The organism is Streptomyces sp. NPDC001868 (assembly GCF_040297125.1).
Taxonomy (GTDB): Bacteria; Actinomycetota; Actinomycetes; order Streptomycetales; family Streptomycetaceae; genus Streptomyces.
On record NZ_JBEOYO010000040.1, the window covers coordinates 1 to 26,085 of the forward strand.

Consider the following 26,085-nt stretch of genomic DNA (forward strand, 5'->3'; position numbering starts at 1 on the left):
CTACCTCACCCCGCTGGAGATCAGGCAGCGACACGAACAAGGACACGCCCTCACAGCGTAAGCATCGAGTGTCCAGCATCACGGGGAAACTTCACGTCCGTTGCCCGACCTCGAACCGCAGTGAGTGGGCGGTGAGCTTCTCCAGCAGTGCGACGAGCGTTTCCTGTTCGTCCGCGCCGAGAGAGCCCGCCCCCGGTGATCGAATCCCGCCGTCCAGGTGGGGGCCGGCGGACTCGGCTGACCGCGTGGAACAAGGAAGGCCGCGGGTGGTGAATGCGTGCATGTGACAGGGGGAAATCGGCGGGTGCGTTGCCGTCTCCGCGGCCTTTCCGGCATACCGGTTCTCGCCGAGCGAGATCACAGGTGCTGTCGGCTGGAAACAAGCAGAATAGTTCGAACTAAGCACAGTGCCGAGGCGAAGGCGAGCGGTCAGAGGCCGAGTTGAACTGGCCGAACCAGATCTCGTCGACATCCCCGGCGTCGATCCCCGCGGCGATCGCGTCGCGGGCGGCCGCGGCGACGAGGTCTTCGAGGGACTGGTCGCGCGATGAGCCGAAGCGCGTGTGCCCCCAGCCGGAGGTGACGATGTCGGTTCCGAAGGTCTGGGCGAGAGTCATGCCGCCGCCTCGTACGCGGAGCCGACGGCGAACTCGGCCTCGGTGACGGCATGGAGCTCGTCGACCGTCACCCCGGGGGCGGCCCTGGCCAGCACGAGGTTTCCCTCGACGACGTCGAAGGCGAGGTCGGTGATGACACGGTCCACGACGCCGACACCGGTCAGGGGGAGGGTGCACTTGCGGACGATCGAGCACGTGCTCGACTCCGTCGAAGACCTCGGTCTTCTTGCCCGCCGCGACCTCGGGCACCCACGTAGGAGGCGATGACCTTGCGGACCTGGCCGCCCTCGTGGGCAGCTCGGTCTGCGTCAGGGTCCGCAGCGTGTAGTCGTTGAGCAGGACGAACAGCTTGATGTGGGCCCCCGCCTCCTCGACGGTGGTGCCCATGGGAACGTCGTCGAGCACGACCGCGAGCTCGGCCTCGTAGTCGAGACCGAGTTCCTCGTCGGGGATCACCATCTCGTCCCGGGCCTTGAGGAAACGGTGGGAACTGGTGACTCCGGGGAAGCGGACTCGCCATCTCCAGGTCGGACACGCGCAGAGCGCCGCTCACGCCGTCCCCGTCGAGGGCCCCGCTCAGCTTCCGCAGCGGCTCCTCCACCTCGGTCCAGTTCTCGAGCGCGGCCTGGAGCGTCGACGCGATCCCGGTCACCGGCACGGCACGGGTCAGGTGTCGAAAGGAGCTCGGCGCCCTGCGCATGGCAGCCGCCGCCCGCTCGCTGTGGGCGCCGCCGGTCTCGCCATCCTCGCGGCCATCGAGCAAGCGGAACGCGACGACGTGCTGAGCGACGTCGTGGGGCCGCTCGAACGCGACTGGGGGAACACCGAACAAGGCCTCGACGAGCTCATCGCCCGGACCCGACGCCAGGGCTTCGCCTACATCGAGGACCAGAGCACTCCGGGCGTCGCCGCGGTGGGGATGCCGATCCTCGACCTGTTCGGGCAGCCGGCCGTCGGCGTCGCGGCACCGATCAGTCGCATGCCGACGGCACGGGTCGGGACGTGGCCGACGCCGTGGGGCGCGCGGTCGGCCACATCCAGAGGCGGCTCTTCGCGCACGGATCACGAGTTCGGCGCACCAGGTGATCGTGACCTCGTGCGACGCCACGCCACCGGAACGCGTCGGGCGAGGTCGCCGCATGGCCGAAGTCGGCCTGGCGATCTCAGCGCACGGACTCGGGTCGGCTCAGCAGTCGCCCTCGGGGGCGAGCGCCTCGCGCTGAGCCGTCTGGGCCACCCGCATGAGGAGATGGCGGAGTTGGCGGGCGTCGTCCGCGTCGAGGTCGGCGAGCAGGCGTGCCTCGGCGAGGGAGAGGCTGTGTTGGGCGCGTGCGAGGTGGGCGCGTCCCTCCTCGGTGATCAGGACTTGGCGTGCCCGCCGGTCGCGGGGGTCGGGCCTGCGTGTGATCAGCCGATGGGCTTCGAGATCGTCGAGCAGGTAGGTCATGACGGTGCGGTCGAGGTTCACCTGCTGTGCGAGCGCGAGTTGGGACGGGGGCTCACCAGAGGCCAAGGCGACCAGGACGAGGTAGGCCCGGTGCCCGCCGGGCAGGTCCTCCACGCAACTGGTGGCCATTCGAACGAAGCTCGAGGAGATCATGCGGAGAGCCCACCCCAGCTCCGACTCGAGCCCGGATCCGTTGGCAGAGGAAGGGGATGCGCTCACCTGGCCAAATCTACCTCACTCGCACAGCCCACCAGATCGTCTTGTCAGCAGAACATCTGTGGTGCATAGTTTCTGGCCATACGCACAACCTGCGCGGACAGGAAGTGAGAACGCGATGAGTGCCAGCACCCCGCTGCAGGGCAGCACCGGCAACGGCGCGATCCTCTTCGCCGACGGCGGCGAAACCAGCACGCTGCCGGTGTGAGGAAACCGCCGTGGAGGTATTCGCGATCGATGCCACAGGTCGGCCCCTGACAGGGGAAGAGCCCCGGCGTCTCGCCGACCTGTCGACGAGCGCCACCCACTGACCTCGCTGTCTCCCGCGCGATGAACGGGCCCGGCTCCTGGCGGGAGCGTCACGACCCCCGCACGGAGTAGGGGCGTCCCCGGCGGGCGCGAGTCGGCCCGTTCCGTGTGTCGGCACCTGCCGAACTACCCACCTGTGGAGCTCCATTGTCTACTCTCGCCCGCTGGTGCTACCAACACCGGCTCGTCGTCGTGCTGCTCTGGCTAGGCCTGCTCGTCGGACTCGTCGCCGCATCGCAGAGCGCCGGAAGCGCCTACAACAACAGCTTTTCACTGCCGAACACCGAGTCCACCAAGGCCCTGAACCTGCTGAGGTCGTCCTTCCCCGCTCAGGCCGGCGACACGGACACCGTGGTCTGGCATGTCGACTCCGGCTCCGTGCGCGACAGCGCGACGAAGGAGCGGATGACCGACACCCTGGACAAGATCGCCAAGCTGCCCGAGATCAGCGGTGTCACCAGCCCCTACAGCCAGCAGGGCGCGGCCCAGATCAGCAAGGACGGCCGTACCGCCTACGCCCAGGTGAACTTCGCCAAGCTTCAGCAGGAACTCGACGATGCGGACATCCAACGGGTGATCGACACCGCTGAGGCGGCCAGAACCGACGGCCTGCAGGTCGAACTGGGCGGCCAGGCGATCGAGAGCACCGAGCAGACCCCGCCGGCCAGCAGTGAGATCGTCGGCGTGCTGGCAGCCGCCGTGGTGCTCTTCTTCGCCTTCGGCTCGCTGTTCGCCATGCTGTTGCCGATCCTGACCGCGGTGGCCGGGGTCGGCACCGCCATCCTCGCCACCGGCCTGCTCAGCCATGCGATGACCATCGGTGAGATCGCCCCGACCCTGTCCGCCCTCATCGGCCTCGGTGTGGGCATCGACTACGCCCTGTTCATCGTCACCCGGCACCGCAAGGGCCTGCAGTCCGGCCTCGACGTCCAGGACTCCCTGGTCAGAGCGGTGAACACCTCGGGGCGTGCCGTCCTGTTCGCGGGCGGCACCGTCTGCATCGCCCTGCTCGGCATGTTCGTCCTCCAGACCGAATTCCTCAACGGAGTCGCCGTGGCCTCGGCGCTGACGGTGGCGCTGACCGTGCTCGCCGCGGTCACCCTGCTTCCGGCCCTGCTGGGACTGCTCGGCACCCGCGTTCTCGGGCGGCGGGCACGGCGCCGGCTGGCCGCGGGCGAGCCACTGCCCGAGAACGCCACGTCCGGCCCCTGGGTCCGCTGGGCCGCTCTGGTCGAGCGGCGCCCCCGAATGCTGTCCCTGGTCGCACTGGTGGTGATGGTCACCCTCACCCTTCCCGTGTTCTCCCTGCGCCTGGGGTCGTCCGACGCGGGCAACAACCCGGCGTCCACCACCACCCGCAAGGCCTACGACCTGCTGGCCGACGGATTCGGCCCCGGCTTCAACGGGCCGCTGCAGCTGGTCGCCGAGGCCCCCTCGGCCGCGGACAGGGCCGCCCTGACGGAACTGTCCGCCCGGCTGGAGAACGTCGAAGGGGTGGCGAGCGTCAACGCGATGCCCATCCGGCCCGGCTCCACGGTGGGCATCGTCCAGGTCGTCCCCACCACCTCCCCCCAGGACGAGGAGACCTCCGACCTGATCGACCGCCTCCGGGACGAGGTGATCCCCGCAGCCGAGAAGGGCACCGCCCTGAAGGTCCACGTCGGCGGACCGACCGCGATATTCGACGACTTCGCGACCGTGCTCACCGGCAAGCTGCCGCTGTTCATCGCGGTGATCGTCATCCTCGGCGGGCTGCTGCTCATGCTCGCCTTCCGCAGCCTGCTGATCCCGGCCGTCGCGGCGGTGATGAACCTGCTGGCCGCCGGAGCCTCGTTCGGCATCCTGATCGCGGTGTTCCAGTGGGGCTGGGGCTCGGAAGCCCTGGGGCTCGGCAGGGCCGGTCCGGTGGAGGCCTTCCTCCCCGTGATGATGATCTCCATCCTGTTCGGCCTGTCCATGGACTACCAGGTGTTCCTGGTCAGCCGGATGCACGAGGAGTGGGTGCACACCAAGGACAACGCCCGAGCGGTGCGCGTCGGCCAGGTGGAGACCGCGCGGGTCATCACCGCCGCCTCCGCCATCATGGTCTGCGTCTTCATCGCCTTCGTCTTCGGCGGCCAGCGCACGATCGCCGAGTTCGGTATCGGCCTGTCCGCCGCGGTCGCCCTGGACGCCTTCGTCCTGCGCACCGTCCTGGTCCCGGCATCCATGCACCTGTTCGGCAAGGCCAACTGGTGGCTCCCGGCCTGGCTGGACCGCAGGATGCCCCACCTCTCCGTCGACCCGCCCGACGAACCCCTCCCGGCCCCCTCGCCGGACAGCCCCACCCCGGAACCCGAGCCCTCCACCGGCCCCTGAAACCCGCCTCCACGAGGCAAGGCGGACAAGGCACTTGTGCGCATCGACCTCCTCCGCCAGGCCGCAGCGCGACCGCTCTCGTCTCGCGAACGCCCAAGCCCCGTCCATCGTCCGACCCCTCCTCAGGTGAGTGTCATGACCAACCTGCTCATCCTCGGCGGCAGTGGCCGCACCGGCCTCCATGTGCTCACCCAGGCCGCCGCACGCGGCCACCGGGTCCGCGCGCTGGTGCGCAACCCCGCCGCCGTCCAGGCTCCGCCCGGCGTCGAGTTGATTCCGGGCACGCCCTCGAACATCGACGACATCCGCAAGGCCGCCCAGGGCAGCGAGGCGGTGATCAGCGCGCTCAACAACTCCCGTGCGTCCGACAGCCCCTGGGCCAAGTCCGTCAGCCCGCCCACGTTCATGGCCGACGCCACCCGCAACACCCTGACCGTGATGGGCGAGCAGAACATCCGCCGGATCGTCGTCACCTCCACGCAGAACACCGGAGACGGCCGGGCCTCGGTCAACCCGGCCTTCAAGGCCCTCGTCAAGCTCTCCAACCTCAAGGTCACCTTCGACGACCACGACGGTGTGGACGAGGTCGTGCGCGCCTCCGACGCCGACTGGACCCTCGTCCGGGCTGTCTTCCTCGTCGACAAGCCCGTCGTCACCCCGGTGCGGGCCGCCGAGGCCGGGACCGACAAGCCGGGCACGCGGATCAACCGCGGCGACCTCGCCGGCTTCCTGCTGGACACCGTCGAGCAGGGCACGTGGATCCACAAGGCGCCGGTCGTCTGGAACGCGGGGCGCTGAGCGTCCCGGTCCGTCAAGCTCCGGTCGGCCACCAGGCTCACGATCGGGAACCGAGCACAGGAGGCATCATGCGGAACAGTGGGGGACTGAGGCGTCGAGCGGTCGGCGGTTTCAACGCCTGGGTCGTGAGACTCCGTTCGCCGGATCGCTGGGGGAGGTGGGTCCGTCGCCATCTCACCGTCGTCACGTACACGGGGCGGCGGTCGGGACGAACGTTCAGCACCCCGGTGGCCTACCGGCGCGAAGGCGACATCGTCACGATCGCCGTGGCCTTCCCTGACGCCAAGAACTGGTGGCGCAACTTCACGGGGGACGGGGGCCCGATATCGCTCCAGCTGGAAGGGGCGGATCGAGAAGGCCATGCCGTCGCCCGGCGAGGCGACAAGGGCCGCGTCCTCGTCACCGTACGGCTGAACGACAAACCGCGACCATGAACCGGTACGCACATCCGCTCGCCGGCAGTGCGGTCCTGATCGAGTGACAACGGCGACCAGCACGACGACTTCGCCGGGCTTCAGTCCATGCGGATGATTCCCCGGCCCAGTGCGGCGGTGACAGCGGCGGTCCGGTCGCCGACGTCGAGCTTGGCGTAGATGTGCAGCAGATGGGTCTTGACCGTGGCCTCGGACAGGCGCAGGGCACGGGCGATCTGTTTGTTGCTCTGTCCCCGGGCCACGGCGGACAGGACTTCGAGTTCCCTGCCGGACAGGCCGGCGCCCCGGTCGCCGCGCATATGCGCGAGGACCTTGGCGGCCACCGAGGGCGACAGTGCCGCACCTCCCCGGGCGGCGCTACGGACGGCCTCGCACAGCTCGTGTCGTCCGGTGTCCTTGAGCAGGTAGCCGACCGCGCCGGCGTCGACGGCGGCGGTGATGTCGGCGTCCGTGTCGTAGGTGGTCAGAACGAGTACGCGCACCTCGGGGTGGGCGGCGCGGATGGCGGCGGTCGCGGCGGTGCCGTCCATGACGGGCATCTGCAGGTCCATCAGCACCACGTCGGGTGCGACCGCGGCGGTCTGGTGCAGTGCCTCGGCTCCGGTGGAGGCTTCGCCTACGACCGTGAGGTCGGGCTGGGTGGAGAGCATGGCGGCAAGCCCGTCGCGGACCACGGGATGGTCGTCGGCGAGGAGGACCCGGATCGTGGGACCGGTCGAAGTCCTCATGACGCCGTGGCCATACGTTCGGTGCCCGACACGGCGGCTGAGGGTTCGGAGGGCGGAGGCTCGACGGGGAGCGGCACCGTGACGGCGACGGTCGTACCCTCGCCCGGGGCGCTTTCCACCGCGAACGTGCCGTCCAGGGAGGCGATGCGCTCCCGCATGGTGTTCAGCCCGATGCCGGTGTGCCGGGCAGCGGGTGCGAAACCGGTGCCGTCGTCCTGGATGTCGATCGCCAGGACATTGCCGAGGTAGGAGAGCGTGACCGCCACACTCACGGCGTGGGCGTGGCGCCGGGCGTTGGTCAGTGCCTCCTGCACGACGCGCAACAACTCGCCCTCGGTAGCGGGGGGCAGGGCCGCGGGCAGGCCGGTGACGACCGTGTAGGCCTCGATGCCGGTCTCCTCCACCAGCCGGGCGGTGAGTTCACGGACCGCGTCCGCCAGGTGCGTGCGGTCCAGCGGCGCGGGGCGCAGGGCCTGCACGAGGCGGCGGCTCTCGGCGAGGTTGTCCCGGGCCGTTCGCATGGCCTGCTCGACGCGGCGGGCCGCGGGGGAGTCGGGCGGCACGTCGTCGCGTGCGGCGTCCAGCAGCATGGCGATGGACGCGAACCCCTGGGTGAGGGTGTCGTGGACCTCTCGGGCCAGGCGCTGGCGCTCGGCCAGGGTGCCCGCCTGACGTTCCGCTGCCGCGCGTTCCGCCTGGGTGGCGGTGAGTTCGTCCAGGAGCCGCTGCCGCTTGTGGCTCTCGTGGTCGAGGGTGGCGACGTAGCAGGTGATGGTGACCGCCACCGCGGTGCCGAGGACGCAGCCGGTGAGCTCCCGCACGTCGACGGAGCCGTCCGTGGTGAGGCTCTGCAACGACCAGGCGGCGCCCAGCACCAGCACCCCGCCGGCCGACCACCAGGCCCGCCGCAGCCAGTACGGGCTCAGTACCGCCACGGCGACCGGGAGGAACGCGGGGTCCACGACGGCCATGAACGCCCACCCGGTCAAGGCCCCGACGAGGTAGCAAAGCGGCGGGCGATCTGTGCCGCCGCGCAGCGCGATCCAGTACGCGTACCAAAGGGCGAGGCCCATCGTCGGGCCGATCCGTGACAGCGCCGCGCCGGCCGTCATGTCCGCCCCGGCCAGCGCGCCCGGCATGGACAGGGCGAGCACGGTGGCGAAGAAGGCGTGCTGCCCCATGGCCTTCCACCGTTCCCACTCCCACGCCTGTTGCAGTGCCATGACGCTCAGAGTAGGCGCATCCTCGTGGCGGGCGAATCAGCCGACCAGTGAGGGCGGGTCCACCGATCGGTGGACGAGGGGCGCGTCGATCGGTCGATGTGCGGGAGGGGCGCGGACGGCGACGATCGCCCCGCGGCCGACGGCCTGCTGCTCCACCGCCCCCTTGTGAGGAACCACCCGTGCCCCTGGCCTTCCTTCCCAGCCCGTCCATCGGCGAGATCCACCTGGGTCCGCTGCCGCTGCGCGGCTATTCGCTGATGCTGATCCTCGGCATCGCCGCCGCGGTCTGGCTGGGTGGCCGTCGCTGGGCCGCACGCGGCGGGGAGAAGACCGTGGTGACGGACATCGCCCTGTGGGCGGTCCCGTTCGGTGTGATCGGTGCCCGGATCTACCACGTGATCACGTCCAGCGAGCCGTACTTCGGCAAGGGCGGCGATCCCGTCAAGGCCCTGTTCCTCTGGGACGGAGGCATCGGCATCTGGGGCGCCATCGCCGGCGGCGCCGTGGGAGCCTGGATCGGCTGCCGCCGCAAGGGAGTTGCCCTGTCAGCGTTCGCCGACGCCGTCGCTCCCGGCATCGCGCTGGGGCAGGCCGTCGGCCGCTGGGGCAACTGGTTCAACCAGGAGCTCTACGGGCGGGCCACCACTCTCCCCTGGGCCCTGGAGATCGACCCCGCACACCGGCCGGAGGCCACCCCGGACCTGGCCACTTATCATCCCGCGTTCCTGTACGAGTCGTTGTGGGGTCTCGGCGTGGTCGCCCTGGTCCTGTGGGCCGACCACCGCTTCCACCTCGACCGGGGTCGGGCGTTCGCGCTGTACGCCGCCGCGTACACCGTAGGCCGCTTCTGGATCGAGTACCTGCGCGTGGACGAGGCCCACCACATCCTCGGCCTGCGCCTGAACGACTGGACCGCACTGCTGGTCTTCGCCGCCGCCGTCACCTACCTCGTGGCTGCGACACGGCGGCGCGCGGTCGACAGGCGTACCGGCGTCGACGCCGGCCGTCTCCTTCACCAGGTGGCTGCCACCAGTCACCCCAAGAGCTGACCAATGTCCTTCTCACGAACTGGAGTTGTCATGTCCCCTGTCTCTGCGACGCTTCCCACACGTCGAGGTCCGCTCGTGGTGGCGGGAGGTGTGGTCATCGCCATCCTGCTGTCCTCTTTGGCGAACGCGCTGATCGCGGTGCTGGCGCACGCGCTGGGTGCACCGGATGACTTCGACCCGCTGGAGCCGGCGTCGTACATCTTCCTGACCACGCTGGGAGTGCTGGGAGGAACCGTCGGATGGGCCGTCGTCCGCAGGTTTTCCCGCGATCCCGAACGGCTGCTCCGCCGGCTCGTCCCCTCGGTCGTCGTGGTCTCCTTCGTTCCGGACTTCTTCCAGTTCGGCGACGGCGAGGTGACCGGTGTGGTGGCACTGCTCCTGATGCACGTCGCGGTCGCGGCGATCGCGGTGCCGACGTACCGCAGGGTCATGCCACTGAACTCGGTGCGGTGACAGCGGCGACCGCTCCACCCGATCGCGTCAGAACTCCCCTCCCTCGTCTCCCCGTTGTCCTTCTCCCGCCCGGAGCCCGCCATGCCCGCCCTGCTGGATCCCGTCCTCGACCTGCTGACGCTGCGCGGAACCGTCACGGCCGCCGAGCCGATCGCCGCCCGCATGCGCAGGCTCCGCATCGAGGGTGACGCGCTCGCCGGGCTGACGGTGACGCCGGGACAGCAGGTGCGTGTACTACGTCGTGGCCGGCGAGATCGAGATCGACCTGCAGACCGCGGACGGGCCCCGCCTCCACGTGCTCGGTCCGGGAGCCAGCATCTACTACCCCGGAGGGACCCCCCACCGTTGGCGCCGTCAGCGACGGTTCACGGGTACGGCCGCTCACCGTCCAGAAAGCGACGGGTGAAGCCGACCGCCACCCCTGACGCAGGCATGGCCGGACCCGCCGCAGGTGTCCGACCACCGGGCATCCGGCGGTATCCAGCCGCACCGCACGTCTTATCGGCGGGTCCGGCCGGCCCCTGCCTTCGCGGTACGACAGGTGGTGCGCGCGGGCTGAACGCGGGCCGGTACGGAGGTGCCGCCGAGGGTGGTACCGCGGTACCACCGGGTCCACGTCATTGCTCCCCTGGGTACCCAGATTCGCGGTCCCCGGACTCCTAGCGTTTCTGGTGAACGAAGCCCTCCAGGGGCCAGTAGCCAGATGCGAGGTAATGACCATGATCGAGGCGCAGCAACTGACGAAGCGGTACGGCGAGAAGACGGCGGTCGACCACCTGGACTTCGTCGTCAAGCCCGGCACCGTCACCGGATTCCTCGGCCCGAACGGGGCCGGCAAGTCCACCACCATGCGCATGATCGTCGGTCTGGACGCGCCGTCCGACGGCGGTGTGACGGTCAACGGAAAGCGCTATGACCGGCATTCCGCCCCGTTGCAGGAGATCGGCGCGCTTTTGGAGGCCAAGTCGATCCATCCGGGCCGGTCCGCGTTCGACCACCTGATGGTGCAGGCCCACACCCACGGCATTCCGCGCCGCCGGGTGGAGGAGGTCATCGAGATGACCGGGCTGCGGGCGGTGGCCAAGAAGCGCGCCGGTGCCTTCTCCCTCGGCATGGGGCAACGGCTGGGCATCGCCGCGGCGTTGCTGGGCGATCCGGCCACCGTCATGCTCGACGAGCCGGTCAACGGGCTGGACCCCGACGGTGTGCTGTGGATCCGCAACCTGCTCACCGGGCTTGCCGAGGAGGGCCGGACCGTCTTCGTCTCCTCCCACCTCATGAGCGAGATGGCGCTGGTCGCCGATCACCTGATCATCGTCGGACGCGGACGTCTGCTGGCCGACACCACGGTGCAGGAGCTGGTGCGCCAGTACGGCGGGGACGCCGTGACCGTGGCCTGCGACCAGCCGGCTCGTCTGCGGGAGGTCCTCTCCGGCCCCGGTGTCGAGATCACCGGCGAGGTCGGCTCCGAGCACCTGCACGTCACCGGCCTGTCCGCGCGTGACATCGGCCTCAAGGCCGCCGAGCACGGCATCCCCCTGTTCGAGCTCAGCTCCAGGACCGTCTCCCTGGAGCAGGCGTTCATGGAACTGACCCACGACGCCGTCGAGTACCACGGCGCCTCCACCGTCGACACCCCCGGGAGGGCGGCATGACCACGATGACCGAGACCCAGAGCGCGAACCCTTCCTCGCCCGAGGCCACACAGCGGGCACGTCCGCGGTACAAGGTCACCGGATTTCGGGTGCTGCGCTCGGAGTGGGCCAAACTGTGGACCCTTCGTTCCACCTGGATCACCCTGGCCGTGGGCCTGGTGCTGCTGATCTCGTTCGGTGTCATCGCCTCCGCGCAGTACGGGTCCGGCAGCGGCCTCGACGACGGCGGGCCGGGCGGGGACCTGAGCAACGCCGACGCGCTGGGCCTGTCCCTGTTCGGTATCTCCGTCGCGCAGATGGCGTTCGGCATTCTGGGCGTGATGGTCACCGCCGGTGAGTACTCCACCGGCATGATCCGCTCCACGCTCGCCGCTGTCCCGCGCCGGCTGCCGGTGCTGTGGTCGAAGTCGGCGGTGTTCGGACTGGTCGCTTTCGTCCTCGGCACCATCGGCGCCTCGGTCGCGTTCCTGATCGGGAACGAACTGGTGGCCGGCACCGCGGCGGAACTCTCGCTCTCCGACTCGGGAGTCGTGCGCAGCCTGCTGGGGGGCGGCCTGTACCTCGGGCTGGTCGCTGTGATCGGCACCGCGCTGGGTGCGCTGTTCCGCTCCGTGGCGGGCGGTATCGCCGCCGTGGTCGGCATATTGATGCTGGTGCCCAGTCTGACCTCGCTGCTGCCCAACTCGTGGGAGGACGACGTCACCAAGTACCTGCCCAGCAACGCGGGGGAGTCGCTCTACACGCTGACCCACGACGCGGCGAGCCTGTCACCCACCGCCGGGCTTGTGGTCCTGCTCGGCTGGAGTGCGCTCGCACTGGCGGGCGCCGCGTACCGTCTGGTGCGCACGGATGCGTGACGCGGCCCTTGCGCTCGGGCGGTGCGGTGCCGGCCGGGCCGGCACCGCACCGCCCGGCCGTTCTGAGCCACGAGGGACAGGGGACACCCCATGAGCACCGAAGACGCCGCCCTGCCCGGGACGGCCTCCCACCCGTCACCGGGAGGAATAGAGGCCAGGTGGGACCACCCGTTGGTCAGGCGGGCGTCCTGTATCGGGCAGCGTTTCCGGGAGATCGATCGGAACCGTCCGTGGCTGGTGGACGTCGGTGTGGTCGTCGTCCTGATTCCCCTGCTGTGCGTGCCCGACCTGATCTCCCCGGCGCAGCCGGAGGAATTCGACGTCGACATCACCCGCCTGCCCTGGCCGGGGACGGTCGCGCTGCAGGCGGGCCTGCTGCTGCCCCTGCTGTGGCGGCGCAGAAGGCCCGCCATGACCTTCGCCATGATCGCCGCGGTGTTCCTCGTCGTGTGCGCTCTGGGGGTCTGGCTGCGCGCCGGGATGGCCGTGCTGATCGCCCTCTACAACCTCGCGCTGCACGGGCGACCGCGCCATCTGCCCGTGGCCTCCGCCGCGCCGGCCCTCGCCATGGGGCTGGTCGCCGTGCGGCTGAGGGGCGAGGTGTCGATCGTGGACGGGATGTTCTTCCTGGGCACCACCGTCGTCGCCGCGGTCGCGCTGGGCCTCGTCGTACGCGTTCGACGCGCCCAGCTGGCGGCCCTGCACGACCGTGCGGCCCGCCTGGAGATTGAACGCGACCAGCGCAGCCAACTGGCTGCCGCCGCCGAACGCACCCGCGTCGCCCGCGAGATGCACGACATCGTCGGCCACAACCTCTCCGTCATCATCACCCTCGCGGACGGCGGCGCACGGGCGGCCGACCTCACCCCCGAACGCGGCAAACAGGCCCTTCTCATGATCGGCGACACCGGACGTCAGGCGCTGGGCGAACTGCGCCGCACGCTCGGCGTCCTGCGTGATCAGCACACGGCCGACACCGCCCAGCTCAGCCCGCAGCCGCGCCTCGCGGACATCGACGCCCTGTGCGCCCGTATCCGCGCCGCCGGTCCACAGGTCGTCTACCGCACCAGCGGCGAGTTGGACAATCTCGACCGCGGTGTCCAGCTGACCGTCTACCGTATCGTCCAGGAAGCGCTCACCAACACCCTCAAACACGCGGGCCGCGACACGCGGATCGACCTGACCGTGACCGCCCGGGACATGGAACTGCGCATCGACGTCCATGACACCGGCCCGGTTCAGGGAGCCGTCCGGCCGGAGCAACCCCGTGACCAAGGACAAGGTCTCACCGGTATGAGAGAACGTGCCGCCCTGTACAACGGGACCGTCACCGCGGGACCTGCTCCCGGCGGGGGCTGGGCGGTGCGGACCGTCCTCGACCTCACCCCGATCACCGGTCTTCCTCGTCCTGCCCACGCGGGCGGTGCGGAGTGACCACGGTGCTCATCGTGGACGACCAGCCGCTGCAGCGCTTCGGCTTCCGCATGCTCCTGGAGAGTTCCCCCGGCACCGAGGTCGTCGGTGAGGCGGAACACGGCGGCGAGGCCGTCCGCCTGGCCGCCGAACTCCGTCCCGACGTGATCCTCATGGATGTTCGGATGCCCGGCATCGACGGCATCGAGGCCACCCGCCGCATCATCGCCTCCGGCGACCGCTCCCGTGTCCTCGTCCTGACCACCTTCGACCTGGACGAGTACGCGCACGCGGCCCTGCGCGCGGGAGCCAGCGGCTTTCTCCTCAAGGACGCCCAACCCGATGAACTCCTCGCCGGGATCCGCGCGGTCGCGGGGGGCGACGCCGTCATCGCCCCGGCGCTCACCCGCCGACTGCTGGACACCTACGCCCAGCACCTGCCCCATGCCTCGCCCACCCGGACACCGGACGACGATCCCAGGGTCCGCTCGCTGACCGAACGCGAACGCGAGATCTTCGTCGCCATCGGCCAGGGCTGGACCAACGGTGAGATCGCCGAACGTCTGGTGCTGTCGGAGTCCACCGTGAAGACCTATGTCGGCCGTGTCCTGGCGAAGCTCGCCGCCCGCGACCGCATCCAGGCCGTCATCCTCGCCTACGACCTGGGGCTCGCCCGCCCGAGCCCACCCGAGTGAGGCACAAAGGAACTGCGGATCGTGCCCGCCGCCGACGATGACCGTCCGGTGTCGTAAGCGCCGTCCCTTCGACGTCACCCGCGGGAGCAGAGCAGGTTTCAGGAGCGGATGACGGCCGTGTACCAGTGCCTCATCGAGCCGGAGCACTGGGAAGGCCTGCCGCTGGATGGCGTTTCCGGCGGGCTGCGGCTGGGCTTGATCGCAAGCACCCTTGAGCGGTTTTCGTTCGGGCCCTACGCCATGGTCTGGTCGAACTCGTGCTTGTCGAGTGCGCGGTGCGGCAGGGGAGTGGGATGGTCCCGGTCGTGGCGCAGGCCGTCCAGGAAGAGGACGAAGTAGCGCCTCCACACGTCGGGGGCGACGCTTCGGCTGTGCTCGGTGACGGCTCCGAGCATCAACTGGATGAGGGGGAAGTCCGTGGCTTCGAAGTCGTCGCGGAGCCGGCCGGCCTGCTGGGCGCGTGCGATGACGGCACTGACCGCGGGGATGAGACGATCCCGCGCGGCGGCCACCCGGACCTTGCCGTGCAAGCCCTCCAGCAGGGCTTCCCTCAGCCCACGATCTTTGGCGAAGTTCTCGGCCGTGGTCAGGAAGAACTGGACCAATCCGTCCCAGGGGTCCTCGTGGGTGAGTGCCTCTTCGGCCAGTGCGATCAAATGCTCCGCGACCTCTTCGAAGACGGCTTCGACGAGTTCCTCGCGGTTGGCGAAGCGGCGGTAGGCGGTGCCGACGCCGACGCCTGCCTGACGCGCGATGTCGTCGATCGTGACATCGAGTCCTCGTTGGGCGAAGGCTTCCCGGGCCGCGGTGAGGATGCGCAGCCGGTTGCGTTCCGCGTCGGCCCGCAAGGGGCTCGGGTGTGGCTCCGGGGGCGGCGGTGTGGGCTTGATCCTGCGGCTCATGGATCCACTGTATCCCGCATGTGGAGATGACTTCTCCAGTTTTGCTGCTAGGGTGGATCCGCAACTGGAGATGGTCTCTCCAGTTTGGCGGTCGAGTCGCGGCGCGGCTCGACCGGGCATTCGTCACGCACCCCCCTCCCGTACGACAGCGTTTCTCCCACCCGTCACCCTATCCAGCGAGAGTACGAAACAGTTTCGTACACTGCCTGCACCGCACGCGCACCCCGAGCAGGGCACCTCCACAAGGAGTCATCATGCGCAAGACCGCCGCCGGCGGGACCGCTGTCGCCGCCGCACTCATCGCCTCGCTCACCCTGGCCGCGGGAGGATCGGCCACCGCGACCACCGCCTCCGTCGGCCCGGGTTCTGCGCACAGCACCGTCTCCGGCCAGGGGCTGAGGCAGACCAGCCTCCCGGTCGCCGTCGACCCGGCCGCGGACCTCACCGCCAACCCGGACCGGCTCAACGAGTCCTGGTACGTCACCGCGCACGTGACCGCCGGGGGCCACCGGTACGGATTCATGGCCAACCACCTGAATTCCGGCGACGCCAAGCAGGGGCGCACCTTCTCAACCGTGTCGATCACCGACGAAGACACCGGCTGGTACACCAGGTCGGAGATCGCTCTCCCGCCCCGAACCGGCTTGTCCGACAAGCAGGGCGTGGACATCCACACCGACAACATCACCTGGACCGGTGACGCGAAGGAGCAGAAGCTGCGCGCCATGGTCCCCGAGGGAACCATCGACGTCACGTTCCGCCCGCAGGGCAATGTCCTCTACAACATGGGGACCGGATACTTCCCCATGCTCGGCGACGCGAAGTACCCGAACTACGAGTACGCGTTCCCCACCATGGACACCTCCGGCGCGCTGACCCTCAACGGCCGCACCGAGAAGGTCCGCGGACAGGCCTGGCTGGACCACCAGTGGGGACCCCACCCCGACATCGCCGCGGGCGAGGCCTCGTGGTCCTGGATGAACCTCAACCTGTCCAACGGCGACAAGGTCAGCCTCTGGAAGACAAAGGCGAGCAGGGAGAACACCTGGGCGACCGTCCTGAAGCCCGACGGCACCCAGACCGTCGCCGAGGCGACCCTCACGCCCGACACCTCCACCCTCTGGACCAGCCCGACCACCGGCAAGAAGTACCCCACCCGCTGGAAGGTCACCATCCCGGGCGAGCACGCCGAGCTCAACGTCAAGGTCTACGCGGAGGACCAGGAACTGCTGGTCCCCGGGCCTCGCTACGAAGGCAGTGCCGCCGTCACCGGCACCTACGACCACCGCCCGGTCACCGGCACCACCTACGTCGAGCTCACCGGCGGACAGTAGCCGTCCACGGCCGCTGCACAACGACTAAGGCCGCAAGAACATCCTGCCCCCCGCACGCCCGACCGCCCTATCCCATCACCCGGCTCTGGAGTCTTCGTCATGCCTCGAACCCCCGCCGACACGACGGACGCGGCCACCGTGTCCGCCCTCCCGTCCGCCGACGCGCCACCTCGCCACCGCTGGTGGATCCTCGTCGTCATCGGCGTGGCCCAGCTCATGGTGGTGCTGGACGCGACGATCGTGAACATCGCTCTGCCGTCGGCCCAGAAGGACTTGGGCTTCTCCGACGGTGACCGGCAGTGGGTGGTCACCGCGTACGCGCTCGCCTTCGGCAGTCTGCTGCTGCTCGGCGGGCGCATCGCCGACCTCTTCGGCCGCAAGATGACCTTCCTGGTCGGGCTGGTCGGCTTCGCCGGCGCCTCCGCCATGGGCGGCGCCGCCACCAGCTTCGAGATGCTCGTCGTCGCCCGCGCCGGGCAGGGCGTGTTCGGTGCCCTGCTCGCCCCGGCCGCCCTGTCCCTGCTGACCACGACCTTCACCGATGCCAAGGAACGCGCCAAGGCCTTCGGCGTGTTCGGCGCCATCGCCGGCGCCGGCGGAGCCATCGGGCTGCTGCTGGGTGGCGTGTTGACCGAGTACCTCGACTGGCGCTGGACCCTGTACGTCAACCTCGCCTTCGCTGCGGTCGCCTTCGTCGGCGGCGTGCTCCTGCTGCAGCGCACCACCCGCGACAAGTCCGCCAGCCTCGACATCCCCGGTGCCATCCTGGTCGGCGGCGGCCTGTTCTGCCTGGTCTACGGCTTCTCCAATGCCGAGAGCCACGACTGGAGCTCCCCGCAGACCTGGGGCTTCCTCCTCGCCGGAGCCGTCCTGCTCGCCGTCTTCACCTGGTGGCAGACGCGCGCCGCTCACCCGCTGCTGCCGCTGCGGGTCCTGCTCGACCGCAACCGCGGCGCCTCCTTCATCTCCGTTCTGATCGTCGGCGCGGGCATGTTCGGCGTCTTCCTGTTCCTGACCTACTACCTCCAGCAGAGCCTGGGCTACACGCCCGTCAAGACCGGCCTGGCCTTCCTGCCCATGGTCGCCGGCCTCATGGTCGCCTCCACCCTGGCCACCACCGCGCTGATCCCCCGCATAGGCCCCAAAGCGATCGTGCCGCTGGGTATGGGTCTCGCCGCCGCAGGCATGGTCTGGCTCACCGCCCTCGACCTGAACAGCAGCTACGCCACCGACATCATGCCCCCACTGGTCGTGGCGGGCCTCGGCCTCGGCCTGGTGATGGCCCCGGCCATGAGCCTGGCCACCGCGGGCGTTGCCGCCGAGGACGCCGGCGTCGCCTCCGCCGCCGTCAACACCATGCAGCAGATCGGCGGCTCCCTCGGCACCGCCCTGCTCAACACCCTCTTCTCCAGCTCCGTTACCGACTACCTCGACGGCAGGAACCCAGCGGATCCGGCCGTTCAGGCCCAGGCCGGCCTGGAGGGTTACTCCACCGCCTACTGGTGGTCGGCCGTCTTCTTCGCCGTCGGCCTGGTCGTCAGCGTCGTTCTGTACCGCCGCGGCGTACCCACCCAGGACCCCGACGCCGCACCCGTCGTCCACATGTAGGACCCCGACCGGGCTCGCGACCGCTGCCACCCTCCGAGACGGTCCGCCGCAAACCCGGCGGGCCGTCTCGGCCCGGCGCCCCAAGCACCCTCGTCGATCACGTCGCATCCCCCGCACCCGGCAAGGAGAACGACCGGCATGGCCTCCATACTCATCGTCAACGACCAGTCCCTGCAGCGACTCGGCCTCCGTATGCTCCTGACCGCCGAGCCAGACCTGACCGTCGTCGGCGAAACAGCCAGGGGAGCCGAGGCGGTCCGCCTGAGCGCCGCACTCCGTCCCGACGTCGTCCTGATGGCCACCCCTTCTCCCGACACCGACGGCATCGAGACCATCCGACGCATCACCCGACCCGTACGCCTGATCGCCGACGCCCCCGACTCAGCCAGAACAGACCGGCTCCCGCCCCGCGTCCTGGTCCTGGCGCCAACCAGCCGCGAGGGACACGCTCACGCCGCCCTGCGCGCCGGAGCGGGCGGATTCCTCCTCGACAACGCCGGCCCGGACCAACTCACCGCCGCCATCCGCGTCGTCGCCGCCGGAGACGCCGTCCTCACCCCCGGCCTGACCCGTGCACTCATCGACGCCGTCCGCCTACAGCGCACCCCCCACCCCGTTGAGCAGCACATCGGGCCCGACACCTTCACCGGACGCGAACGCGACGTCCTCCTCGCTGTCGCCTCGGGCTCGTCCAACGCCGAGATCGCCGCCCGGTTGTCCATCGCCGTGACCACCGTCAAGTCTCACGTCACCCACATCCTCGCCAAGATCCAGGCCCACTCCCGCGTCCAGGCGGTTACCTACGCCTACGAGTCCGGCCTGGTACGGCCGGCAGCCTGACAGGTGAATCGGCGCCGGGACCGTCCCGTGCTCGGCCGGCGCATGAAGCACGACTTGGTTCTCCGGTGACGAGCCGAGCGGTCGGCACCCTCCGAACTGGTTCGCGCAGAGGGAGGGTGCCGTCGGCAGGGGTGCCCGAGGTTTCCTCAGTGGATGTGGGATCCGCCGTTGACGTCGTACGTCGCGCCGGTGAGATAGCCCGACTCGGGCCGTGCGAGGAAGCCGATGACGTCGGCCACGTCCTCGACACCGCCGATGCGGCGTACGGGAACGTCCGCGATCATGGCCGCCTTGCGCTCCTCGTCCAGCTTGCCCTGCGTGATGTCGGTGTCGATCAGGCCCGGGGCGACGGAGTTGACGGTGACTCCGGACGGGCCGAGTTCGCGGGCGAGGGCGCGGGCGAAACCGAGGAGGGCGGCCTTGGCGGCCGAGTAGGCCACTCCGCCGAACACGCCACCGCCGCGTTCGGCGGAGACGGACGACAGGAAGACGATGCGGCCGAAGCCGCGCTCGGCCATGCCGGCGGCCACGCGGTGGGTGACCAGGAAGCTCCCACGGACGTTGACCTCGAAGATCTTGTCCCACTCGGGGGGCGTGACGTCGAGGAAGCGGGTCGGGGACGTGATCCCCGCGTTGTTCACGAGGACACCGATCGGCGGGAGGGCTGCTTCGACCGCCCCGATCGCCGCGTCGACGGCGTCGGCGTCAGTGACGTCTGCGGCAAGTCCCAGGGTTTGCACCCCGTGCCGGGCGGCGACTTCCCGGGCGGTGTCCTCGGCGGCCTCCTTGTCCAGGTCGAGGACGGCGATGTGGTAGCCGGCGGCGGCCAGAGCGTGCGCGGTGGCACGTCCGATGCCGCGACGGGAGCCCGCACCGGTGACGACGGCCGTACGGGGGGTGTGCTCGCTGGACATGCGGTTCTCCTGAGCAGAGGGAAGAGGGAGGAACACGGATCAGAGTTCGCGGCGGACGCGTTCCTTGATCGCGGCGACGGAGAGGCCGTAGCGGTCGTGGAGGGTGGGCAGTGCGCCCGCGGCGAGGAACTCGTCCGGGAGGCCGATCGGGACGATGTGGGCCGTCTGCTGGGCGAAGGCCAGGCAGGACGCCACGGACTCGGCGAGGCCTCCGACTACGCTGTGGTTCTCGAGGGTCACCACGAGGCGTCCCTTGGAGGTCTCCCGCAGTACCGTTTCGCGGTCGAACGGTTTGATCGTCGGTACGTGGAGGACGGCGACGTCCACGTGGTCGTGGGCGAGTTCCTGGGCCGCGGTCAGGGCACGGACGGTCATCAGGCCGGTGGAGATGAACAGCACGTCGCGTCCGCCACGCAGCTCCGCCGCCTTGCCGAGTCGGAAGCGGTAGTCGTACTCGTCCAGGACGGTGGGCACGGCTCCACGCAGCAGCCGCATGTAGGTGGGGCCCGGGTGGGCCGCCAGTGCTGGGACGGCCTGTTCGATGTCGACCGAGTCCGCGGGGTCCACGATCGTCAGACCGGGCATGCCACGCAGGATGGCCAGGTCCTCGGTCGCCTGGTGGCTGGGGCCGTAGCCGGTGGTCAGGCCGGGAAGGGCGCCGACGACGTTGACGTTCAGCTGCGGCTCGGCGATGTCCAGGCAGAGGAAGTCGTAGGCGCGGCGGGTGGCGAAGACGGAGTAGGTGGAGGCGAACGGGGTCAGGCCCACCTCGGCCAGCCCCGCGGCCGCGCCCAGCATCACCTGTTCCGCCATGCCCATCTGGAAGAAGCGGTCGGGGTGGGCCTCGCGGAAGACATGCATGTCGGTGTACTTGGCCAGGTCCGCCGAGAGCCCGACCACGTCGGGGCGTTCGTCGGCGAGCCGGGCCAGCGCGTGACCGAACGGTGCCTTGGTGGTGCGCTGCCCCTCTTCGGCGATCGAGGCGATCATCGCGGAGGTGGTGAGCTTGCGCGTCGGGGCCTGGCTCGGGGTGGAGGTGTTCATCGAACGGGTCACTTTCCCTGGGTGTTGGCGCGGTCGGAGCCGGATCCCGCTCGATGACGCTGCGTCAGCTGGTCGCGGGCGAGCTGCCATTCGTGCTCTTCGACGCGCATGAAGTGCGCCTTCTCCCGCGTCTCCAGCATCGGTACGCCGCATCCGATCCGGGTGTCGCAGATGAGCACGGCCGGCGATCCGCGGTGCTCGCGCAGGCTGTCGAAGGCCGCTACGAGCGCCTCGACGTCATTGCCGTCGACCCGGATCGCGTGCCAGCCGAACGCCTCCCACTTGGCCGTGACCGGCTCGGTGCGAAGCACGCCCTTGGTGGGGCCGTCCGCCTGCAGGGCGTTGACGTCGACGAGGGCGGTGACGTTGTCCAGGCCGTGGTGGGCGCAGGCGAGCGCCGCCTCCCAGGTGGAGCCCTCGTCCAACTCGCCGTCGGAGAGCAGGTTGTAGACATGCGCGTCGCTGCCCTGGTGGCGCAGGCCGAGCGCCATGCCGGTGGCGACACCCAGGCCGTGGCCCAGGGAGCCGCCGGAGATCTCCATGCCCGGGGTGTAGGAGGCCATGCCCGACATGGGCAGGCGCGAGTCGTCGCTGCCGTAGGTGGCGAGTTCGCCGGCGTCGAGCACGCCGGCCTCGGCGAGTGCCGCGTACAGGGCGATGGCGTAGTGGCCTATCGACAGCAGGAACCGGTCGCGCTGCGGCCATTCCGGCTCGTCGGGGCGGTGGTTGAGGACGTCCTTGTAGACGACGGCGAGGATGTCGGCCACGCCCAGCGCCTGTCCGATGTAGCCCTGGCCCTGGGTCTCTCCCATGTCCAGCGCGTGCATGCGGATGCGGTGGGCGGAGTCCTTCAGGGCGCTGACGCGCCGGGCGAACGACACCCTTGTCTCAGGTGCCTGGGTGGACATCACGTTGATCCTCATCTCTTGGCCGGTGGGCGGTGTCTGTCAGTGGGAGGCGGGCAGGGCGGGTTCGGCGGATGCGGTGACGGCTCGGCCGGCTTCCCGGCGCTCGTGCTCGCCCCACGTCTCGCGCGTCAGCAGCGTCGCCACGAGGCCCAGCACCCCGTAGCAGCTGAAGAGAACCGCGGGACCGATCCATCCGGTGGCGGAGTAGAGCGCGGTGGCGATCAGGGGAGTGAACCCGGAGACCACGGCGGAGAGCTGGTAGGCCAGGGAGGTTCCGGCGGTGCGGGTCTTGGTGGCGAACAGCTCGCAGAACCAGGCTCCTTGCACACCGGCCAGCGAGTTCTGGCAGACGGCGTAGCTGATCACGAAGGCGATCAGGATGAGCGCCGCGGCTTCGGTGTTGACGAGCAGGAACAGGGGGATGCCCCATACGACGCTGACCGCACAGCCGAAGAGGTAGACCGGGCGGCGGCCGACCCGGTCCGACAGACGGGCCCAGAGCGTGGTGGCGGCGATACCGAGGGCCGCTGCGGTCACCAGGGCGGTGAGGCTGGTGGTGCCCGAGACGTCGGGCGCTTCGTCGTCGTCCAGGTAGGACAGGACGAAGGTGACCGAGACGGCGTACCCGGCGGTCTCCGTGATCCGCAGACAGAACGCCCGCAGCACGTTGCGCCAGTCCTCCCGGATCACTTCCAGCAGCGGGTTCTTGACGAGTTCGCCGGACTCCTTGAGCTCCTCGAACTGGGGCGACTCGTCGATCTTGAGGCGGATGAAGATGCCCACCGCGATCAGGACGGCGCTGAACAGGAACGGCACGCGCCAGGCCCAGTTGTCGTCCAGGGTGTGGCGGCTCAGCAGAAAGGCGAGGTTGGCGAGCAGCAGCCCCACCGGGAATCCGGCCTGCGTGATGCCCGTGTACAGGCCGCGCCGTTGCCGCGGGGCGTGCTCGAAGGTCATCAGGATGGCGCCGCCCCACTCGGCTCCGAAGGCGAGCCCCTGGATCACGCGGACGACGACCAGCAGGATCGGCGCCCAGATCCCGACCATCTGATAGGTCGGCAGACACCCGATCAGCACGGTCGCGATGCCCATCAGCAGAAGGGAACCGACCAGTACGGGCTTACGGCCGATCCGGTCCCCGAGGTGACCGGCGACGATGCCGCCCAGCGGGCGTGCGGCGAAGCCGATTCCCAACGTCGCGAAGGACAGCAGGGTGGCCGACAGGGGGTCGGAGTCGGGGAAGAACACATCGCCGAAGTAGAGGGCCGCGGCTGTTCCGAAGCCGATGAAGTCGTAGGTCTCGATGGTCGCGCCGACCCCGCATCCGACGGCGACTCGAAGACGCTCCGGCGACCCCTGCGCCGCCTGCTGCGGCGCCTTGAACTCAGCCATGCCGATCCTCCTTGATCGTAGGCGGGCCAGCCGTCCCGGGCTGCCACTCTTGGCTGTCGACTGTTAACAGTCGAGAGTCGATGCTGAGCCCGGCGACAGGACGTGTCAACCCGCACGGCGGGAATCGATGCAGACTGCTGACTGTCAACAGATGGCCGCTGTGCGGGCTAAGATGATCGCTCTGTGATGTCGAAGGAGGGTTCGACCGTGTCCGGTCAGGCGCTTTCCAGTCTCACCCGCTCGAAAACCCTCCGGGAGCAGGCGCTCGTGGCCCTGCGGACGGCCATCACCACCGGCCAGTACCGCCCGGGCGACCACCTCGGAGAAGTGGAGATCGCCGAGCACCTGTCGGTGAGCCGCGGCACGGTACGCGAAGCGCTGCGCCACCTCCAGCAGGAAGGGCTCGTCACCGCCGGAGCGCGCGGCATGCTGCGCGTTTCCCAGCTCACCCCCACCGAAGTGCGGGAACTCTTCCAGGTCCGGGAAGCGCTGGAGGGGCTCGCGGTGGCGCAGATCATCGCGTCACCGCGTAGGCAGGAAGCGGCCGAAGTCCTGCGCGAGGCCCTGGAAAGGCTCCACGACGCCTTCGAATCAGGCGCGGGTCTGACCGCGAAGGTCGAGGCCGATCTCGGCTTCCATCTCCTGCTGTGTGAACTGTCCGGCAACTCGATACTCCTGAAGACCTGGCGGCAACTCGAGGGACCCATGCGCGTCGTCATCATGAGCGCCGCAGGCGAACGCCGTGATGTAGCCATGTCCGCTGCCTCCCACGCGCCCATCGCCGACGCGATCGCACGCGGAGACGCGACAGCGGCCCAGGAGATCCTGCACGCGCACATGACCTCGGCGATCGAGCAGCTGGGCATCGAACACGAAGGCACCCAGGAGACCGCCTGATCCTGGACTGACTCGGGACGACGTGACAGGACGTCGCACAGTGGCGGTGCGTCCGGGGGAGTCGTCGGCCCGGCACGGTCTGCCCGTCGGCCGACGGCGATCGAGACGCGCGGCCCGGCGTCCGCGTACGACGGAACGGTCCACGCGCCGAAACGGCCTTGCGGCACAAGGTGGCGAGCTGCGAGTGACGGGGCCGGAGCCCGCGGCCGGGACGGGCTCCGGCGCGTGACCTGACCTGCGGCCGGGCGCCCCGATGTCGTCGATGTCCCGGCCGTGCCCACGGGGCCGGCTCGGCGCACTCTTCCCTCGCCCGCTCGCGCCAGGTTGTCGGCGTATGAGCTGAAGTGGCCCTGGCAAGATTTCCGCGAAGCGGGGGTATGCCACCGTGGGCCGGTGACGCTTTGTCACGGACGGCGGCACTGCCGGCGGCTGTGATGACTTCGTACGGATCATGTCTCCGCACCTCGATGCGGTGCGGGTGGAACGGGTGTGGGTGGCGGGCGGCGTGGTCCGCATCGCGGCCGGCCACGCGCTTGGGGGCTGGCAGGGTGTGTGCTTCGCGCCCATGCGGCTCTGAAGCTGCTTCCCGTGCATTGGAGGGCGCCGCGACTGGCCGCAGCCCTGCGCGGATTCCGGCTCTGCCGTTCGGGCGGCGGGAGAGGTACGTCGTTCGGCGTCGGTCACGGAGTCGCTGTCCATGCGTCCGGCCTTTCCCGGCCTCGCCACTCTGTCAGAGTTGTATTCTAGTATCTCGTTCTAGATGTAACAGGCGGGGGGGCGGGAGAGCGCATCCGGGCCCTCCCGGTCGGGCCGAACCATCCGAAGGGCAGCCGGAGGAGAGCCGGGCGTTCCGAGGGTGGAGGCGTTGTTCACGAGCCGCCTGAACGGTGGCGCACGCATGGCATGGAAGGGGTGGACATGAAGGCGATCCAGTACGAGGAGTACGGCGGCCCGGAGGTTCTGCGGCTCGTGGAGGTCGAGGAGCCGCACGCCGGCCCGGGACAGATACGGCTGAAGGTCATGGCCGGCGGCGTGAACCCCGTCGATTTCAAGCTCCGTCGCGGCTACATGCGGGATTTCCTGCCCGCGTCCTTCCCCGTCACCCCCGGGTCGGAGGCTGCCGGCATCGTCGACGAGGTCGGCGAGGGGGTAGCCGGCGTCGCGGTAGGGGACGAGGTGCTGGGCTATACCATCACCGGCTCCTACGCCCAGTACGCCCTGGCCGAGGACTTCGCGCCCAAGCCGGCCGGCCTCGCCTGGGAGACGGCCGCCGCGCTGCCCGTGGCCACCAGGACCTCGGAACGCGCGCTGGACACCATCGGGGTGGCCAAGGGCGAGACGGTGCTGGTGCACGGTGCCTCCAGCGTGGTCGGCTCCGTCGGCGTCCAGCAAGCCGTGGCCCGCGGGGCCATCGTCATCGGCACCGCCTCCGAGGCCAACCACGACTACTTGCGCTACCTCGGCGCCCTCCCCGTCACCTATGGCGACGGTCTCGCCGACCGGGTCCGGGCGGCGGCCCCGCAGGGCGTCGACGCCGTCTACGACGTCACCGGGTACGGCGTGGTGGACGTCTCCATCGAGCTGCGCGGCGGCGCCACCGACCGCATTGTCACCGTCGCCGACCACACCGCCCTTGGGCGGGGCGTCGCGTTCATTTCCGCTGACGGCGCGTTCGGTCCCCAGCTGACCGACTACGCCCGCCTCGCCGCCGACGGCCGGCTGAGCGTCCGCATCGCCCAGGGCTTCCCGCTTGCCGACGCGGCCAAGGCGCAGGAGCTGAGCGAAGCCGGCCACCCCGGCGGCAAGCTCGTCCTGCGCCCGTAGGAAGTCCATCCTGCGCCCGTAGCGGGCACTCCGCTTGCTCCAGCCGACTCAGCCCCCTACGAGCGCCCGGCCTTTCCCGGCCTCGCCGCCTTTCAGAATGATATTCTAGTATCTTGTTCTAGATTAAGACGGTGCTGGGGGGTCGAGAGTAGGGGCGTCCTTTGTCAGAA

The 26,085-nt window shown here is 69.8% G+C and carries 26 protein-coding genes and 4 pseudogenes; 18 read left to right on the top strand and 12 right to left on the bottom strand.

What is annotated here, in order from left to right:
* Window positions 1-398: 398 nt before the first annotated feature.
* The 4 genes and pseudogenes from ABT147_RS33700 to ABT147_RS33715 all read right to left on the bottom strand — a co-directional run.
* A complete protein-coding gene (locus ABT147_RS33700; RefSeq protein WP_351413326.1) occupies window positions 399-617 on the bottom strand; it encodes a hypothetical protein in 219 nt (72 codons plus the stop codon).
* Window positions 614-763 carry a hypothetical protein gene (locus ABT147_RS33705; RefSeq protein WP_351413329.1) on the bottom strand — a complete coding sequence of 50 codons (150 nt, stop codon included), beginning with the start codon at window positions 761-763 and terminating at the stop codon, window positions 614-616. Before ABT147_RS33705 ends, ABT147_RS33700 begins: the two co-directional genes overlap by 4 nt.
* Before the next feature lie 145 nt (window positions 764-908).
* A pseudogene (locus ABT147_RS33710) lies at window positions 909-1,085 on the bottom strand (fumarylacetoacetate hydrolase family protein); the annotation flags it as partial.
* 43 nt (window positions 1,086-1,128) lie between these two features.
* Window positions 1,129-1,317: pseudogene (locus ABT147_RS33715) on the bottom strand (hypothetical protein); the annotation flags it as partial.
* On the opposite strand from ABT147_RS33715, the pseudogene ABT147_RS33720 reads away from it, so the two are divergent.
* Window positions 1,288-1,596: pseudogene (locus tag ABT147_RS33720) on the top strand (IclR family transcriptional regulator domain-containing protein); the annotation flags it as partial. The pseudogenes ABT147_RS33715 and ABT147_RS33720 sit on opposite strands and share 30 nt — an antisense overlap.
* Window positions 1,597-1,803: 207 nt before the next feature.
* On the opposite strand, the gene ABT147_RS33725 reads toward ABT147_RS33720, so the two are convergent.
* Window positions 1,804-2,193, bottom strand: coding sequence for a MarR family transcriptional regulator (locus tag ABT147_RS33725; protein ID WP_351413331.1), 390 nt, complete (start codon window positions 2,191-2,193; stop codon window positions 1,804-1,806).
* A gap of 543 nt (window positions 2,194-2,736) precedes the next feature.
* Here ABT147_RS33725 and ABT147_RS33730 point away from each other — a divergent pair.
* The 3 genes from ABT147_RS33730 (at window position 2,737) to ABT147_RS33740 (ending at window position 6,179) form a co-directional block, all read left to right on the top strand.
* On the top strand, window positions 2,737-4,947 hold the full coding sequence (locus ABT147_RS33730) for an MMPL family transporter (RefSeq protein ID WP_351413334.1): 2,211 nt from the start codon (window positions 2,737-2,739) through the stop codon (window positions 4,945-4,947).
* Between the two features lie 135 nt (window positions 4,948-5,082).
* Window positions 5,083-5,745, top strand: coding sequence for an NAD(P)-dependent oxidoreductase (locus tag ABT147_RS33735; protein WP_351413336.1), 663 nt, complete (start codon window positions 5,083-5,085; stop codon window positions 5,743-5,745).
* Window positions 5,746-5,972: 227 nt separating this feature from the next.
* A complete protein-coding gene (locus ABT147_RS33740) occupies window positions 5,973-6,179 on the top strand; it encodes a hypothetical protein (protein ID WP_351413338.1) in 207 nt (68 codons plus the stop codon).
* 80 nt (window positions 6,180-6,259) lie between these two features.
* On the opposite strand, the gene ABT147_RS33745 is transcribed toward ABT147_RS33740, so the two are convergent.
* Window positions 6,260-6,907: a response regulator gene (locus tag ABT147_RS33745; protein ID WP_351413341.1), complete on the bottom strand. Its 648-nt coding sequence runs from the start codon at window positions 6,905-6,907 to the stop codon at window positions 6,260-6,262.
* On the bottom strand, window positions 6,904-8,130 hold the full coding sequence (locus tag ABT147_RS33750) for a sensor histidine kinase (RefSeq protein WP_351413343.1): 1,227 nt from the start codon (window positions 8,128-8,130) through the stop codon (window positions 6,904-6,906). Before ABT147_RS33750 ends, ABT147_RS33745 begins: the two co-directional genes overlap by 4 nt.
* A gap of 179 nt (window positions 8,131-8,309) precedes the next feature.
* Here ABT147_RS33750 and lgt point away from each other — a divergent pair, with 179 nt between their 5' ends.
* The 8 genes and pseudogenes from lgt (at window position 8,310) to ABT147_RS33790 (ending at window position 14,252) form a co-directional block, all read left to right on the top strand.
* Window positions 8,310-9,179 (top strand): prolipoprotein diacylglyceryl transferase, encoded by an 870-nt coding sequence (gene lgt, locus ABT147_RS33755; protein WP_351413345.1) that lies wholly within the window; start codon window positions 8,310-8,312, stop codon window positions 9,177-9,179.
* 78 nt (window positions 9,180-9,257) lie between these two features.
* Window positions 9,258-9,632 carry a DUF6069 family protein gene (locus tag ABT147_RS33760; protein WP_351413347.1) on the top strand — a complete coding sequence of 125 codons (375 nt, stop codon included), beginning with the start codon at window positions 9,258-9,260 and terminating at the stop codon, window positions 9,630-9,632.
* An 81-nt stretch (window positions 9,633-9,713) separates the two neighbouring features.
* Window positions 9,714-9,869, top strand: a pseudogene (locus ABT147_RS33765) (siderophore-interacting protein); the annotation flags it as partial.
* Between the two features lie 4 nt (window positions 9,870-9,873).
* Complete coding sequence (locus tag ABT147_RS33770) at window positions 9,874-10,038, top strand: cupin domain-containing protein (protein WP_351413480.1); 165 nt, start codon at window positions 9,874-9,876, stop codon at window positions 10,036-10,038.
* Window positions 10,039-10,351: 313 nt separating this feature from the next.
* Complete coding sequence (locus tag ABT147_RS33775; RefSeq protein WP_351413349.1) at window positions 10,352-11,287, top strand: ATP-binding cassette domain-containing protein; 936 nt, start codon at window positions 10,352-10,354, stop codon at window positions 11,285-11,287.
* Window positions 11,284-12,144, top strand: a complete 861-nt coding sequence (locus ABT147_RS33780; RefSeq protein WP_351413351.1) for an ABC transporter permease — start codon at window positions 11,284-11,286, stop codon at window positions 12,142-12,144. Before ABT147_RS33775 ends, ABT147_RS33780 begins: the two co-directional genes overlap by 4 nt.
* Before the next feature lie 90 nt (window positions 12,145-12,234).
* A complete protein-coding gene (locus ABT147_RS33785) occupies window positions 12,235-13,578 on the top strand; it encodes a sensor histidine kinase (protein ID WP_351413353.1) in 1,344 nt (447 codons plus the stop codon).
* Window positions 13,575-14,252: a response regulator gene (locus ABT147_RS33790; RefSeq protein ID WP_351413356.1), complete on the top strand. Its 678-nt coding sequence runs from the start codon at window positions 13,575-13,577 to the stop codon at window positions 14,250-14,252. The genes ABT147_RS33785 and ABT147_RS33790 overlap by 4 nt, the downstream gene beginning before the upstream one ends.
* 233 nt (window positions 14,253-14,485) lie before the next feature.
* Here the strand turns inward: ABT147_RS33790 and ABT147_RS33795 are convergent, their stop codons facing one another.
* Window positions 14,486-15,154 carry a TetR/AcrR family transcriptional regulator gene (locus ABT147_RS33795; RefSeq protein WP_351413358.1) on the bottom strand — a complete coding sequence of 223 codons (669 nt, stop codon included), beginning with the start codon at window positions 15,152-15,154 and terminating at the stop codon, window positions 14,486-14,488.
* A 254-nt stretch (window positions 15,155-15,408) separates the two neighbouring features.
* On the opposite strand from ABT147_RS33795, the gene ABT147_RS33800 reads away from it, so the two are divergent.
* From ABT147_RS33800 to ABT147_RS33810, 3 genes are all read left to right on the top strand, one after another.
* Complete coding sequence (locus ABT147_RS33800; protein WP_351413360.1) at window positions 15,409-16,488, top strand: lipocalin-like domain-containing protein; 1,080 nt, start codon at window positions 15,409-15,411, stop codon at window positions 16,486-16,488.
* A 99-nt stretch (window positions 16,489-16,587) separates the two neighbouring features.
* The gene (locus ABT147_RS33805) at window positions 16,588-18,096 is read left to right on the top strand and encodes an MFS transporter (protein ID WP_351413363.1); all 1,509 of its coding nucleotides are present in this window, start codon (window positions 16,588-16,590) and stop codon (window positions 18,094-18,096) included.
* A 138-nt stretch (window positions 18,097-18,234) separates the two neighbouring features.
* Window positions 18,235-18,936: a LuxR C-terminal-related transcriptional regulator gene (locus ABT147_RS33810; RefSeq protein ID WP_351413365.1), complete on the top strand. Its 702-nt coding sequence runs from the start codon at window positions 18,235-18,237 to the stop codon at window positions 18,934-18,936.
* A gap of 146 nt (window positions 18,937-19,082) precedes the next feature.
* On the opposite strand, the gene ABT147_RS33815 is transcribed toward ABT147_RS33810, so the two are convergent.
* The 4 genes from ABT147_RS33815 to ABT147_RS33830 are packed head-to-tail and all read right to left on the bottom strand — an operon-like array spanning window position 19,083 to window position 23,194.
* Window positions 19,083-19,850 carry an SDR family NAD(P)-dependent oxidoreductase gene (locus tag ABT147_RS33815; RefSeq protein ID WP_351413367.1) on the bottom strand — a complete coding sequence of 256 codons (768 nt, stop codon included), beginning with the start codon at window positions 19,848-19,850 and terminating at the stop codon, window positions 19,083-19,085.
* A 39-nt stretch (window positions 19,851-19,889) separates the two neighbouring features.
* On the bottom strand, window positions 19,890-20,894 hold the full coding sequence (locus ABT147_RS33820; RefSeq protein WP_351413370.1) for a transketolase family protein: 1,005 nt from the start codon (window positions 20,892-20,894) through the stop codon (window positions 19,890-19,892).
* Window positions 20,895-20,902: 8 nt separating this feature from the next.
* On the bottom strand, window positions 20,903-21,802 hold the full coding sequence (locus ABT147_RS33825; RefSeq protein ID WP_351413372.1) for a transketolase: 900 nt from the start codon (window positions 21,800-21,802) through the stop codon (window positions 20,903-20,905).
* Window positions 21,803-21,841: 39 nt separating this feature from the next.
* Complete coding sequence (locus ABT147_RS33830; RefSeq protein ID WP_351413374.1) at window positions 21,842-23,194, bottom strand: MFS transporter; 1,353 nt, start codon at window positions 23,192-23,194, stop codon at window positions 21,842-21,844.
* Between the two features lie 207 nt (window positions 23,195-23,401).
* On the opposite strand from ABT147_RS33830, the gene ABT147_RS33835 reads away from it, so the two are divergent.
* The 3 genes from ABT147_RS33835 to ABT147_RS33845 all read left to right on the top strand — a co-directional run bounded on the left by ABT147_RS33835 (window position 23,402) and on the right by ABT147_RS33845 (window position 25,915).
* Window positions 23,402-24,091, top strand: a complete 690-nt coding sequence (locus ABT147_RS33835; protein WP_351413375.1) for a GntR family transcriptional regulator — start codon at window positions 23,402-23,404, stop codon at window positions 24,089-24,091.
* Window positions 24,092-24,542: 451 nt separating this feature from the next.
* Window positions 24,543-24,668, top strand: a complete 126-nt coding sequence (locus tag ABT147_RS33840) for a hypothetical protein (protein WP_351413378.1) — start codon at window positions 24,543-24,545, stop codon at window positions 24,666-24,668.
* A 341-nt stretch (window positions 24,669-25,009) separates the two neighbouring features.
* Entirely contained in the window at window positions 25,010-25,915 is a 906-nt protein-coding gene (locus ABT147_RS33845; protein ID WP_351413380.1) for an NADP-dependent oxidoreductase, read from the top strand.
* Window positions 25,916-26,085: the final 170 nt, after the last annotated feature.

Bases quoted from the DNA above. Each gene is read 5' to 3' on its own strand.
- ABT147_RS33840 (WP_351413378.1), top strand. From the start codon at position 24,543: ATGTCTCCGCACCTCGATGCGGTGCGGGTGGAACGGGTGTGGGTGGCG.
- ABT147_RS33815 (WP_351413367.1), bottom strand. From the start codon at position 19,850: ATGTCCAGCGAGCACACCCCCCGTACGGCCGTCGTCACCGGTGCGGGC.
- ABT147_RS33775 (WP_351413349.1), top strand. From the start codon at position 10,352: ATGATCGAGGCGCAGCAACTGACGAAGCGGTACGGCGAGAAGACGGCG.
- ABT147_RS33800 (WP_351413360.1), top strand. From the start codon at position 15,409: ATGCGCAAGACCGCCGCCGGCGGGACCGCTGTCGCCGCCGCACTCATC.
- ABT147_RS33745 (WP_351413341.1), bottom strand. From the start codon at position 6,907: ATGAGGACTTCGACCGGTCCCACGATCCGGGTCCTCCTCGCCGACGAC.
- ABT147_RS33820 (WP_351413370.1), bottom strand. From the start codon at position 20,894: ATGAACACCTCCACCCCGAGCCAGGCCCCGACGCGCAAGCTCACCACC.
- ABT147_RS33810 (WP_351413365.1), top strand. From the start codon at position 18,235: ATGGCCTCCATACTCATCGTCAACGACCAGTCCCTGCAGCGACTCGGC.
- ABT147_RS33805 (WP_351413363.1), top strand. From the start codon at position 16,588: ATGCCTCGAACCCCCGCCGACACGACGGACGCGGCCACCGTGTCCGCC.
- ABT147_RS33795 (WP_351413358.1), bottom strand. From the start codon at position 15,154: ATGAGCCGCAGGATCAAGCCCACACCGCCGCCCCCGGAGCCACACCCG.
- ABT147_RS33700 (WP_351413326.1), bottom strand. From the start codon at position 617: ATGACTCTCGCCCAGACCTTCGGAACCGACATCGTCACCTCCGGCTGG.
- ABT147_RS33845 (WP_351413380.1), top strand. From the start codon at position 25,010: ATGAAGGCGATCCAGTACGAGGAGTACGGCGGCCCGGAGGTTCTGCGG.
- ABT147_RS33825 (WP_351413372.1), bottom strand. From the start codon at position 21,802: ATGTCCACCCAGGCACCTGAGACAAGGGTGTCGTTCGCCCGGCGCGTC.
- ABT147_RS33735 (WP_351413336.1), top strand. From the start codon at position 5,083: ATGACCAACCTGCTCATCCTCGGCGGCAGTGGCCGCACCGGCCTCCAT.
- ABT147_RS33780 (WP_351413351.1), top strand. From the start codon at position 11,284: ATGACCACGATGACCGAGACCCAGAGCGCGAACCCTTCCTCGCCCGAG.
- ABT147_RS33785 (WP_351413353.1), top strand. From the start codon at position 12,235: ATGAGCACCGAAGACGCCGCCCTGCCCGGGACGGCCTCCCACCCGTCA.
- ABT147_RS33750 (WP_351413343.1), bottom strand. From the start codon at position 8,130: ATGGCACTGCAACAGGCGTGGGAGTGGGAACGGTGGAAGGCCATGGGG.
- ABT147_RS33725 (WP_351413331.1), bottom strand. From the start codon at position 2,193: ATGGCCACCAGTTGCGTGGAGGACCTGCCCGGCGGGCACCGGGCCTAC.
- ABT147_RS33830 (WP_351413374.1), bottom strand. From the start codon at position 23,194: ATGGCTGAGTTCAAGGCGCCGCAGCAGGCGGCGCAGGGGTCGCCGGAG.